Source organism: Micromonospora sp. B11E3, from assembly GCF_039871625.1.
In the GTDB taxonomy this organism is placed as follows: domain Bacteria; phylum Actinomycetota; class Actinomycetes; order Mycobacteriales; family Micromonosporaceae; genus Micromonospora.
Genome location: NZ_JBDPMC010000074.1, coordinates 19,362 through 31,327 on the forward strand (window position 1 = coordinate 19,362; position 11,966 = coordinate 31,327).

The following is an 11,966-nucleotide window of genomic DNA, read 5'->3' on the forward strand; positions in this document are numbered from 1 at the left end:
GCTCCGGGGCGGCGAGGAAGACATTGTGTACGAGATCCGTCACCTTGAGTGCTTCCGTATGCATACCGAGTATGCAATTCTTCTCTGGTCAATGTGCGCCTCTCGTCAGTGATGACGCCCCACGAGGAGGATCCGTTGCATCGAAGAGGAAGAAAGCCCCTCGGCCTCGGCCTGGCCCTCGGCCTGGTGCTCGCCGCACCGCTCGCCGTGCCGGCCGCCGCCGCCCCGGCCGGACCGGCCCCGGCGGCAACCGGCGCCCGCGCGCCGGGAGCCGCGCCGGCGGGACCCGCGGCCGGCCGTCCGTCCACCGTCACCCTGGTCACCGGCGACAGGGTCACCCTCACCGCCTCCGGCGCGGTGAGCGTCCGTCCCGGTGGCGGCCGGGACAAGCTGCGGTTCCTGGTCCAGCGGACCGACGGGCACGTCAGCGTGCTGCCCCAGGACGCGCTGCCGTTGCTGCGGTCCGGCCGGGTGGACCGGCGGCTGTTCGACGTCACCGGGCTGGTCGAGGCCGGCCACGACGACACCCACCGGGACAGCCTGCCGCTGCTGGTGTCGTACCGGTCGGGGGAGGGCCGCCGGGCCGTGGCCGCGACCGACGGCATTCGGGTCACCCGGGACCTGCCGGCCATCGGCGGCGCGGCCGTGACCGCTGACAAGGCCCGGGCCGACGCGCTCTGGGGCGCGGTGACCACCGGCCGGGCGGGAGCCCGGGTCGACATGGCGGGGGGTGTCGACCGGCTCTGGCTGGACGGCAGGCGCCAGATCACGCTCGACCACAGCGTGCCGCAGATCGGGGCGCCCGCCGCGCACGCGGCCGGGTTCACCGGCAGCGGCGTCACGGTCGCGGTGCTGGACACCGGGGTCGACGGCGACCATCCCGACTTCGCCGGCCGGCTCGCGGAGTCCCGCAACTTCACGGAGGAGGCGGAGCCGGGCGACGTCGTCGGGCACGGCACGCACGTCGCCTCGATCATCGCCGGCAGCGGTGCGGCGTCGGGCGGGAAGTACCGGGGCGTGGCCCCGGACGCGACCCTGCTGTCCGGCAAGGTGTGCGAGGTCTACGGCTGCCCCGAGTCGGCCATCCTGGCCGGCATGCAGTGGGCCGCCGTGGAGAAACGCGCCAGGGTGGTCAACCTGAGCCTCGGCGGGCCGGACAGCCCGGACGTCGACCCGTTGGAGCAGGCGGTGCAGTCGCTCACCGAGCAGACCGGCGCCCTCTTCGTCATCGCCGCGGGCAACGACGGCTCGGACGGCTCGGTCAGCTCCCCGGCCTCGGCCGACGCCGCCCTGGCGGTCGGCGCGGTCGACCGGGACGACGAGCTGGCCCGGTTCTCCAGCCGCGGCCCGCGCGTCGGCGACGACGCGCTCAAGCCGGACGTCACCGCCCCGGGCGTGGAGATCGTCGCCGCCCGGGCGGCCGGCAGCGACCTCGGCGCGCCCGTCGGCGAGCGGTACATGACCCTCTCCGGCACCTCCATGGCCACCCCGCACGCCGCCGGCGCGGTGGCGCTACTCGCCCAGCAGCACCCCGACTGGCGGGCCGGCGCGCTCAAGGCGACCCTGATGGCCGCGGCGAAGCCCCACCCGGGGCAGACCGCGTACCAGCAGGGCGCGGGCCGGATCGACCTGGCCCGGGCGATCACCCAGGGCGTCACCAGCGCCCCGGCGAGCGTGTCGTTCGGCCGCACGATCTGGCCGCACGGCGACGACGAGCCGATCACCCGCACGGTGACCTGGCGCAACTCCGGTGCCGCTCCGCTCACCCTCGACCTCTCGGTGGAGGCGACCGGGCCGGACGGCCAGCCCGCCCCGGCCGGGGCGTTCCGGCTCGGCGCGTCCCGGGTCACCGTGCCCGCGGGCGGCGAGGCGCAGGCCACGGTCACCGCGGACACCCGGGCCGACGGCCCCGACGGCTACTACACCGGCCGGGTCGTGGCCCGGTCCGGCACGGCCGTGGCGGTCACCCCGATCGCCGTGCACCGCGAGGTGGAGAGCTACGACGTCACGATCAGCCACCTCGACCGCGGCGGCTCGCCCACCGGCGACCACTACACGTCCCTGGCCCCCCTGGACGGCTTCGCGTTCCCCCACGACGTCCACGACGCCGACGGCACGGCCACCGTCCGCGTCCCGAAGGGCCGGTACGGGCTGTTCAGCTACCTGTTCCAGCTCGACGACGCCGGGGAGTACGCCGGCGCCACCACGCTCAGCCAGCCCGAGCTGGTGGTCGACCGGCCGCTCCGGCTCACCGTGGACGCCCGTACCGCCAAGCCGGTCGTGACCACCGTGCCGCAGCGCGACGCGACCCCGCTGCTGGTCGACGTCAGCTCGGTCTTCTACGGCGCCGACCAGAGCATCTACGGCTTCAGCCTGTGGAGCTTCGGCTTCGAGGGGCTGGCCGTCGGCCAGCTCGGCCCGGACAGCACGCCCGAGGTGTTCGTCGGCACGATCGGCAGCCAGTGGGCCGACCGGGAGGCGGCCAGCAGCCCCTACCTGTACGCGCTGCTGGAGGCGTTCCCCGGCCGGATGCCGACCGGCTTCGAGCGGCACTACCGCAGCCGCGACCTGGCCACGGTCGTGCACACGTTCCGGGACGCGTACCCGGGGCTGGAGGCCGAGCGGGTCGTGTTCGGCGAGCCCGAGTACAACACGGGCGGGTCCGCCGTGGTCCTGCCCACCGCGCCCGGCCGGCGGGTGGAGCACTACAACACGACCGGCGTGCGGTGGAGCAGCGAGATGATGTACGGCACCCGGGACGCCGACGGCTGGCTGGAGCCGAAGGCCGTGCTGATCAGCCCGCAAGCCGCGTACCGGGCCGGGCGGACGTCCCACGAGACGTGGGGCGTGGCGCCGTACGGGCCGTCCTTCCCGGCGCGGCGCTGGGGGCACGAGGGCATCACCCGCGCCGGCGACACGATCGTGGTCGACCTGCCCGTGCACAGCGACGCGGCCGGACACCCGGGCGGGTCGCTCAACGACCCCGAGCGGACCGCGCTGTACCGCAACGGCGAGCTGGTCGGGGAGAGCCCGTACGCCGGGTACGGCGAGTTCGAGGTGCCGCCCGGCGCGGCGGACTACCGGCTGGAAGTCTCGGCGAAGCGTGACTTCACCGACCTCAGCACCGAGGTCACCGGCGCCTGGACGTTCCGCTCCCGGCACGTCTCCGGCGACGACTTCGCGGCGCAGCCGGCGATGGCGGTGCGCTTCGCCCCGCCGCTGCGCGCCGACAACAGCGCCCCGGCGGGCCGGACGTTCGTCGTCCCCGTGGCGGTCGAGCGCCAGCCCGGCTCGCCGGCGGCGAAGGTCGCCGCGCTGGCCGTCGACGTCTCGTACGACGGCGGCCGGACCTGGCGTAAGGCGGAGCTGCACCGCAAGGGCTCCGGCTGGGCGGCGACGCTCAGGCACCCGGCCGGCGCCGGCCACGTCTCGCTGCGGGCGACCGCGAGGGACACCGCCGGCAACACCGTCACCACGCGGATCATCCAGGCGTACGGCCTGAGGTGACGCGGCGTCCGGGCCCGGCGGGGCGCTCCCACCGGGCCCGGGACGCCCTGCTGGTACGCCCGGCGCCACGGTTCGCCGAGCGACCGTGCGGACAGGCCCGGCCTCCTCGTCGCGGCCGGGCCTGTCCGCACCGGGCTCAGTTTCGGGTCCTGGCCCAGGTGATGAACCGGTCTGTGAGGTCGGGGATGTGCTGGGAGCTGAGCTGGGCGAGCTGGTCGCGGGCCTCGACCATGAGCCCGCTGAGGTAGATCAGCAGGGATGTCCGGTTGCCCCGGTACTCGCTGAGCAGGGACAGCCGGGCCGGTTGACAGGGCCACTCCGCGCCGCAGTTGCGACACCGCCACAGCGGGCGCATCGGGAGATGTGGACGGGACGGTCTCATCGCCGTAGCCTCAGCGCCGTCGCCCGCGCCTCGTCGTCGGTGAGGGGCAGGAACCACAGGAAGGCCTCCCGGTTTACGTAATCAGCGAAAAACCAACGGCAGCGCTGGTCAGAGCTGGACCCGCAGGATGGCGGGGCCGCTAGTGCCGACGACCAGTTGACCAGCGTTACCGTTGATTCGGGGCTGAAAATTACGCCTGGGCCGGGTAGCCGAAGTTTTGTGTCCACCAGGGGCCGCTGTCGAGGTGTAAGCCGACACCAATAACGGAGAATTCGGGATTTAGTAGATTAGCGCGATGGCCAGGGCTGTTCAGCCAGGAATGAACCACCTCGTGCGGCTGCCGCTGACCCTTGGCAATATTTTCTGCGGCGGGCTGGGCGTACCCGTGTGACCGCATCCGGTCGAAGGGCGTAACGCCATCTGGGTCGTTGTGGGAGAAGAAGCCGCGCCGCGCCATGTCGGTGCTGTGGCTGCGCGCCGCCTGGCGAAGCAGTTCATTGATTTTCAGCGGGGGCACGCCAGCCTTAGCTCTGGCTTGATTGGTCAAGCGCACCACCGTGTTCTCGAGGTGGGTCCGGTAGGTGTCAGGGCCAATTCTGACTGCCGGCTGAGCAGACCGAGTGTGCGCGGCCCGGCCGGAGCTCACCACGAAATAGTCGTCATCTTCGTCCACCTCATGAGACCGTCTCTGTGGCGGCACGCTCGTCGTCATACTCGCGGCTCCCCGGAAATTCACGACTGAGCCGTCCCGACGTTTACGCTTTTTGCTCCTCGGCATGTCTTGTCCCCTTCGACTGTCGCTGCTCACGGATCTGCTTGTAGATGATCCACTGAGGTTGGAGTGCGGCTGCGCGGCCCCACGGGGCCCGCTTGCGCCGTCGTCCGGGGCCGTGCGGCTGGCTGCTCCGCTGGCCGCCGAGGGCCACCCGGTCGACCACGACGACCTGGCCACCATCACCCCGTACATCACCTACACCATCCGCCGTCTCGGCGATCTGGTGCTCGACCTGGACCCGCCTGACGCGGGCTCGACCTGAGCCGCCGACGATCAGCTGCCAGGCATGTTTGCCCGGGTTGCCAGGACGTTCTGACTGGTGGCGATCTTGGAGGATGTGTTCGGCAATCGAGACAGCGGCTGTGGCATGGTCGCATATGGAGGGCGCGGCGGTATGGTCGAGTCCTCCGAGGCGCTCGTCGGAGCGTCGCCTGAGGGTGGCTCATCATCCTCGCTGTCACTAGCGTCGGTCAGGATGAAAAAGTCGGTGAGGAAGCAGGCCACCTCGCCGTCAGCGGTGCGCCCGACCCAGGTCGGGTAGTTCCCGTCTCCGTCACCGGAGGAGAACGCCACCAGCAGGGGCCGGTCCTCGTCATCGGCCAGCGTGGCGGGTGCGGTGGCATCGGTGTCGCGGATGTCCAGGCTGATGAGCAGCCGGTCGAAGTAGTAGCCGTCGTTCTTCTCGCCCAGCGTCGCGAGGCTCGCCGCGTCCACGAAGCCGCCGGTACCGCCGTCGACCGGGTAGCCGAAGTACTCGCCGTCGCCCAGTTCGGAGACGTCCTGGCCCGCACACACCGCCATCTCCCAGGAGACGGCGGGCTCGTCCCGGACCACCAACCGGGCCGCCGCGATCACCTCGTACGCATCCTGCTCGCCCGGCTCGCCGAACACGGCGAGCACCAGCACCAGCGGATACCGACCCGGCGGCACCTGCTGGACAAACCTGTCCTCGGACTCGGACATAGCCCCGAACATGAAGGGCTCGCCGGCGACGACCCACCCGGACGGCAACCACAGGGAGGCGTCCTGCCGCAGCCGGACAGTAGCGACGTCGCCGCCGGGAAGTGTGTGACGTGTTCCGGGCACAAAGAGCCGTTCGAAGTCTGGGGCCGACAGCGGCATCGAACGCTCCTTCGGGAGTCTCACCACGGCACCCGATATGGACGCCTCAGCGCCACATTATGAGGCACCACGTAGCCAGCTCGCCGACCGCCGCGCCCCGGTCGCCTGGCGCCGCGCCCAAGCCCTCGCGGACATCGACCCTGACACCGGCCGGGGCCGGCTGTCGTACCCCCCGCGCCGAGTACCTGTTCAAGCGGGCGTCCATGCTCCACGACCCGCACGGCGTCGGGTACACGCCGCACCAGCTCCGCCACTCCGCACTGACCCACCTTGCCGGTCACGGTGTTCGTGACAGCAAGGACCCGGCTGGTCCGGTGCTCACCTTCGACCCGCAGACCTGGCGCTCGTTCGTGAAGTTCGCGAAGCAGTCCTGAGGCGAACGAAGAAGCCCTCAGCGAGATGCTGAGGGCTTCTGTCGTATCCGGGTGGAGCATGCCGCCGTGAATCTTGGTATCAAGCCGCCCCTCTGGGGGCCATTTCGTACCAAGAATCGGAGCGCAGCCTGCCCGTGGCCGTGACAAGCTCGGGGCGCCTTTGGAGCTGCCCGCACAGGCGGGGCGGGCGACGCGACCGGCGGACGCGGCCGCGAGCGGCGGGTTGAGCGGGCGCGGACGCATGAACGGGGCAGCTCCACAGTCGGCCGACAGACGTACCGTCGGCCCGGACCCCGTCGGCCCGGACCCCGTCGGCCCGGACCCCGTCGGCCCGGACCCCGTCGCCCGGACCCCGTCGCCCGGGAACCGGCCGACGGGCCCGCCGCAGGGCGGGTCAGTCGTTGGCGTGCAGGGCGGCGTTCAGTTCGATGCCCTGGCCGGTGCGCGGGCGGGCCTCCAGGGCGCCGGTGACGGAGTTGCGCCAGAACGTCAGGCCGTCCACGCCGGAGAGCTCGCGGGCCTTGACCACCCGGCCGTCCGGCAGGCTGATCTTGGACGCGGCGGTGATGTAGCAGCCGGCCTCGACCACGCAGTCGTCGCCGAGCGAGATGCCGACGCCGGCGTTCGCGCCGATCAGGCTCCGCTGGCCGATGCTGACCCGCTCGGTGCCGCCGCCGGACAGGGTGCCCATGATCGACGCGCCGCCGCCGATGTCGGAGCCGTCGCCGACCACCACGCCCTGCACGATCCGGCCCTCGACCATCGAGGTGCCGAGGGTGCCGGCGTTGAAGTTGACGAAGCCCTCGTGCATGACGGTGGTGCCGGCGGCCAGGTGGGCGCCGAGCCGGACCCGGTCCGCGTCCGCGATCCGCACCCCGGACGGGACCACGTAGTCGGTCATCCGGGGGAACTTGTCGACCCCGTACACGGCCAGGTGGCGGCCGGCCGCCCGCTCGATCACGCGCAGCTCGTCCACCCGCTCCGGCGGGCACGGCCCGGCCGACGTCCAGGCCACGTTCGCCAGCTTGCCGAAGATGCCGTCGAGGTTCAGCTCGTTCGGCCGGACCAGGCGGTGGGAGAGCAGGTGCAACCGCAGGTACGCGTCGGTCGCGTCCTTGATCGGGTCGACCAGCGAGCCGATCTCGGTCACCACGACCGCGGTACGCAGGCCGGGCAGCGCTCGCTCGCCGATCGCGCCGGCCGGCAGGTCGAGCACGTCGGCCTGGTCCTCACCGGGCACCAGCGGCAGCGCGCCGAGGCCGAGCTTCCCCGTCGGGTACCAGGTGTCGAGCACCTGATCGTCGGCGGTGACGGTCGCCAGGCCGATGCCCCAGGCGGATTCGGTCTTCACAGGATCACCGCCAGGATGCCCCGTCCTTCAGGGTGGGGAGGAACGGCGGGCGCGTTGTCAGCCATGACTGTCCTTTCTGGTCTGGTAATACTGGTCCTGTGCGGACGGCGTACAGGTGTCGGGCGTATCCGACCCCGGAGCAGGTGAGCGTGCTGAACCGCACGTTCGGCTGTATCCGGGTGGTGTGGAACCGCACTCTCGCCGCCCGCCACGCTCGTTACCACGCCGGAGGCAGATCGACCTCGTACGCGGAGACGGATCGGGCGCTGACGGAGATGAAGAAGCAGCCCGATCTGGCGTTCCTGGGGGAGGTGTCGTCGGTACCGTTGCAGCAGACCCTGCGCCACCAGCACACCGCCATGACCGCCTTCTTCCAGAAGCGCGCCCGGTATCCGCGGTACAAGTCCCGGCACGGCCGCCAGTCGGCCTCCTACACCCGCTCGGCGTTCCGCCTGCGCGGTGGAAACCTGTCGCTGGGGAAGACACCGGGTGTGTTGCGGTTCGTGTGGTCGTGGCCGGATGTGGATGTGACGGCGCTGGATCCGACGATGGTGACGGTGTCGCGTGATCCGGACGGCCGCTGGTTCGTCACCTTCGCCGTCGACGTGGAGACACCCGCCGCACCTGAACCCACCGGTGAGGTGGTGGGTGTGGATCTCGGCCTGAGCGCCCGGCGCAAGGTCGCCCGGGCGCATTCGCGGGTACGCGACGCCCGCCGGGACTTCCTGCACCAGCAGTCCACCGCCCTGGTGCGTCGGTTCGACGCCATCGCGGTGGAGGATCTGGCGGTGGCGAACATGGTCCGCAACCGGTCCCTGGCCAGATCCATCTCCCGCACCGGCTGGGCCGAGTTCCGTACCCTGCTCACCTACAAGGCGCACCGCGGCGGCCGCACCCTCGCCGTCGTGGACCGCTGGTACCCATCGAGTAAGACGTGTTCGGCGTGCGGGCATCTGCTCGCCACCCTTTCCCTCGGCACACGCCACTGGGTGTGTCCGGGGTGCGGCACCCGGCATGACCGGGACGTCAACGCCGCCAAGAACATCGCCGTCGCGGCCGGGCTGGTCGAGACACAAAACGCCTGCGGAGCGGACGTCAGACACGGGGAACCTCCTTCCGTGCGGTCTGCCGTGAACCAGGAACCCCCACCCGCGAGGGTGGGAATCCCCCGCCTCTAGGCGGGGGAGGCTGTCAATCCTCGCCCTCACCGTTCCTGACGGTACCGTGCGAATCATGGAGAACCCGCTGACCCCCGAGGTCCTGGCCGATCCGGTGGCACTGACCCGCGCGCTGGTCGACATCGAGTCCGTCTCCCTCAACGAGAAGGCGATCGCCGACTGCGTGGAGGAGGTGCTGCGCGGGATGCCGCACCTGACCACCTACCGGCACGGCAACACCGTCATGGCGCGTACCGACCTGGGGCGGGCCTCGCGGGTGGTGCTGGCCGGGCACCTGGACACCGTCCCGCTGAACAACAACTTCCCGTCGACGATGCGCGGGGACCTGATGTACGGCTGCGGCACCTCCGACATGAAGTCCGGGGTGGCGTACGCGCTGCACCTGGCGGTGACCCTGCCCGAGCCGAAGTACGACGTGACGTACTTCTTCTACGAGGCCGAGGAGATCGAGTCCAGGTACAACGGTCTGTTCCTGGTCGCCGAGGCGTACCCGGAGTGGCTCCAGGCCGACTTCGCGGTGCTGCTGGAGCCGACGTACGGGATCGTGGAGGCCGGCTGCCAGGGCACCATGCGGGCCATGGTGACCACCACGGGCGTACGCGCCCACTCGGCGCGCTCCTGGCACGGGGTGAACGCGATCCACGCCGCCGGTGAGGTGCTGCGCCGCCTGACGGCGTACGAGGCGCGCCGGGTCACCATCGACGGCTGCGAGTACCGCGAGGGCATGAACGCGGTCCGGATCCACGGCGGCGTCGCGGGCAACGTGGTGCCGGACCGGTGCGAGATCGAGGTGAACTACCGGTTCGCGCCGGACCGGAGCCCGGCCGAGGCCGAGGCGCACCTGCGGGAGGTCTTCGCCGGCTTCGAGGTGACGGTGACGGACATGGCGGCCGGGGCGGCGCCCGGGCTGGAGGCGGCCCCGGCGCGGGAGTTCCTGGCGGCGGTCGGCGCCGCGCCGATCGGCAAGCTGGGCTGGACGGACGTGGCCCGGTTCGCCGCGATGGGCATCCCTGCCCTGAACTTCGGCCCGGGCGACCCCAACCTGGCCCACCACCCGGACGAGCACGTCGAGATCAGCAAGATCCGCGACGGGGCCGCCACCCTGCACCGCTGGCTCGCCCCCGCCTGAGCCGTCGGCGTACGCGTCGAGGCCCCCGCCCTCCGAAAGCGGAAGGCCCGCGTCACCGGCTGCCGGTGACGCGGGCCTGCGGCTGCTACGGGTCGTGGGCCGTCAGGCTCCCACGGGTGGGAGGCGTCAGGCGGTGGGGGTCAGGGACGACTCGGTGCGGGTGTCGGACGGGTCGCCGGTGTGGCCGTGGATCTCGGCCTCCAACTGCCGGGCGCGGCGGCGCTCGGCCACCACGTCGCGGATCCGCCGCTGCATCTGGCGCCGGATCCGGACCATCTCGCTGTTGTTGATCACGCTTGCTCCTCCCCCGAAGGCACGCGCCGGGGCATACCCGGTATGTGAATACTAAGACGCCCGTGCGACCGAATTAGTTGCCTGCGCCGCCGGAAAATTTCGTCGGCCCGCCGGGTCGCGGCGGCGCCCGGCCCGACGGGCGGCCTCCACTACGGTTGGTTCCCATGAGCGACAGCAACGGTCAGGCGCCGGGCCGCGATCCCGGCCGGACGCGGCACCGGGGTTCCGTCACGCTGCGCCGCAAGGCCATCCCGAGCAGCACGGCCGACCAGCGGCTGCTGGACTCCCGGGGGCGCGGCGACTGGAAGACCAGGGACTCCTGGCGGGCGTTGCGCATCCTGTCGGAGTTCGTGGAGGGGTTCGACACCCTGGCCGACCTGCCACCCGCGGTCAGCGTCTTCGGCTCGGCCCGGAGCACTCCCGACAGTCCCGAGTGCCGGCTCGCCGAGCAGTTGGGCGCGGCGCTGGCCCGCGCCGGATACGCGGTGATCACCGGTGGCGGGCCAGGCGTGATGGAGGCGGCGAACCGCGGCGCCAACGAGGCCGGCGGGCTCTCGGTGGGGCTGGGCATCGAGCTGCCGTTCGAGCAGGGCCTCAACGACTGGGTCGACGTGGCCATCGACTTCCGCTACTTCTTCGCCCGCAAGACGATGTTCGTCAAGTACGCCCAGGCGTTCGTCGTGCTGCCCGGCGGCTTCGGCACCATGGACGAGCTGTTCGAGGCGCTGACCCTGGTGCAGACCGGCAAGGTCACCCGGTTCCCGGTGGTGCTGATGGGCGTCGACTACTGGCGCGGCCTGCTGGACTGGCTGCGCGACACGATGGCCGCCGACGGGAAGATCGGGCCGATCGACCTGGAGCTGATCCGCCTCACCGACGACGTCGACGCGGCGGTGCGGCACATCGTGGAGGCCGAGGCGGCGCTCTCCGCCGAGCAGGAGGCGGTCCGCGAGGAGGCCGTCGCGCGTACCGGGGCGGACCAGCGGGCCGCCGCCGAGCAGGCCGGGGAGGGCTGAGCCGGTGGCGGCGATCTGCGTGTTCTGCGCGTCCTCCCGTACCCTCGACCAGCGCTGGCTGGACCTCGCGGCCGAGGCGGGCGCGGAGATCGCCCGCCGCGGCCACACGCTGGTCAGCGGGGGCGGCTGCGTCGGGATGATGGGCGCGGTGGCGGACGGCGCGCGCTCGGCCGGCGGCCCCACCCTCGGGGTGATCCCGCAGGCGCTGGTCGACCTGGAGGTCGCCGACCTCGCCTCGGACGAGCTGCTGGTCACCGCCGACATGGCCGACCGCAAGACGCTGATGATCGAGAAGTCGGACGCGTTCCTCACGCTGCCCGGCGGGCTCGGCACGCTCGACGAGCTGTTCGAGGTGTGGACCACCGCCACCCTGGCCCTGCACGCGAAGCCGATGGTGCTGGTCGACGCCGACGGCTTCTACCGCCCCCTGCTGGACTGGCTCGCCACGTTGGCCGACCGCAACTTCCTCAAGCCGGCCGGCCTGGGCCTGCTCATGGTCGTCGACACGATCCCGGCGGCCCTGGAGGCCCTGGAAGCCCACCTGACCTGACGGCCCCGCCCAGCCCACCCTGGGCTCGCCTCGGTGATCAAGAGAGTTGCGTCGGAGTCGATCTCCGATCTGACGCAACTCTCTTGATCACCACCCCCTGGGCGGCGCCCCCACGGGGGTGCGCCCCCACGGGCGGCACGACACCGGGCCAGACCGATCCTTCCCGCTTCCGTCCGCGGTGATCATGGACTTGGCGGCGGGATTGATCTCCCTGCGTACCGCTAACCCCCTGATCACCGGACTGGGCCGGGTCGGGCCGGTCGGGCGGGCCGGGCCGGGCGAGGGTGG

Annotated in this window: 11 protein-coding genes and 1 pseudogene; 7 read left to right on the forward strand and 5 right to left on the reverse strand. The window is 71.8% G+C overall.

What is annotated here, in order from left to right:
- The first annotated feature begins 111 nt into the window (after positions 1–111).
- The gene (locus tag ABGB16_RS27220) at positions 112–3,507 is read left to right on the forward strand and encodes a S8 family serine peptidase (protein ID WP_347670934.1); all 3,396 of its coding nucleotides are present in this window, start codon (positions 112–114) and stop codon (positions 3,505–3,507) included.
- 136 nt (positions 3,508–3,643) lie between these two features.
- On the opposite strand, the gene ABGB16_RS27225 is transcribed toward ABGB16_RS27220, so the two are convergent.
- Together ABGB16_RS27225 and ABGB16_RS27230 are read right to left on the reverse strand one after the other, a co-directional pair.
- Positions 3,644–3,889 carry a flavin reductase gene (locus ABGB16_RS27225; protein WP_347670935.1) on the reverse strand — a complete coding sequence of 82 codons (246 nt, stop codon included), beginning with the start codon at positions 3,887–3,889 and terminating at the stop codon, positions 3,644–3,646.
- A 190-nt stretch (positions 3,890–4,079) separates the two neighbouring features.
- Positions 4,080–4,562 (reverse strand): CAP domain-containing protein, encoded by a 483-nt coding sequence (locus ABGB16_RS27230; RefSeq protein WP_347670936.1) that lies wholly within the window; start codon positions 4,560–4,562, stop codon positions 4,080–4,082.
- A 217-nt stretch (positions 4,563–4,779) separates the two neighbouring features.
- On the opposite strand from ABGB16_RS27230, the gene ABGB16_RS27235 reads away from it, so the two are divergent.
- Entirely contained in the window at positions 4,780–4,926 is a 147-nt protein-coding gene (locus tag ABGB16_RS27235; protein ID WP_347670937.1) for a hypothetical protein, read from the forward strand.
- A gap of 11 nt (positions 4,927–4,937) precedes the next feature.
- Here the strand turns inward: ABGB16_RS27235 and ABGB16_RS27240 are convergent, their stop codons facing one another.
- A complete protein-coding gene (locus tag ABGB16_RS27240) occupies positions 4,938–5,786 on the reverse strand; it encodes a DUF4241 domain-containing protein (RefSeq protein ID WP_347670938.1) in 849 nt (282 codons plus the stop codon).
- 281 nt (positions 5,787–6,067) lie between these two features.
- Here ABGB16_RS27240 and ABGB16_RS27245 point away from each other — a divergent pair.
- Positions 6,068–6,160, forward strand: a pseudogene (locus tag ABGB16_RS27245) (DUF397 domain-containing protein); the annotation flags it as partial.
- A gap of 394 nt (positions 6,161–6,554) precedes the next feature.
- Here the strand turns inward: ABGB16_RS27245 and dapD are convergent.
- Positions 6,555–7,511, reverse strand: coding sequence for a 2,3,4,5-tetrahydropyridine-2,6-dicarboxylate N-succinyltransferase (gene dapD / locus ABGB16_RS27250; RefSeq protein WP_347670939.1), 957 nt, complete (start codon positions 7,509–7,511; stop codon positions 6,555–6,557).
- Positions 7,512–7,609: 98 nt separating this feature from the next.
- Here dapD and ABGB16_RS27255 point away from each other — a divergent pair, with 98 nt between their 5' ends.
- Both ABGB16_RS27255 and dapE read left to right on the forward strand, forming a co-directional pair.
- Positions 7,610–8,689 carry a transposase gene (locus ABGB16_RS27255; protein ID WP_347670940.1) on the forward strand — a complete coding sequence of 360 codons (1,080 nt, stop codon included), beginning with the start codon at positions 7,610–7,612 and terminating at the stop codon, positions 8,687–8,689.
- 55 nt (positions 8,690–8,744) lie between these two features.
- Positions 8,745–9,818, forward strand: coding sequence for a succinyl-diaminopimelate desuccinylase (gene dapE, locus ABGB16_RS27260; RefSeq protein WP_347670941.1), 1,074 nt, complete (start codon positions 8,745–8,747; stop codon positions 9,816–9,818).
- A 126-nt stretch (positions 9,819–9,944) separates the two neighbouring features.
- Here the strand turns inward: dapE and ABGB16_RS27265 are convergent, their stop codons facing one another.
- Positions 9,945–10,112, reverse strand: coding sequence for a hypothetical protein (locus ABGB16_RS27265; protein WP_347670942.1), 168 nt, complete (start codon positions 10,110–10,112; stop codon positions 9,945–9,947).
- 164 nt (positions 10,113–10,276) lie between these two features.
- On the opposite strand from ABGB16_RS27265, the gene ABGB16_RS27270 reads away from it, so the two are divergent.
- Together ABGB16_RS27270 and ABGB16_RS27275 are read left to right on the forward strand one after the other, a co-directional pair.
- On the forward strand, positions 10,277–11,128 hold the full coding sequence (locus tag ABGB16_RS27270) for a TIGR00730 family Rossman fold protein (protein WP_347670943.1): 852 nt from the start codon (positions 10,277–10,279) through the stop codon (positions 11,126–11,128).
- Positions 11,129–11,132: 4 nt separating this feature from the next.
- Entirely contained in the window at positions 11,133–11,678 is a 546-nt protein-coding gene (locus tag ABGB16_RS27275; RefSeq protein WP_347670944.1) for a TIGR00730 family Rossman fold protein, read from the forward strand.
- The last annotated feature ends 288 nt before the right edge of the window (positions 11,679–11,966 follow it).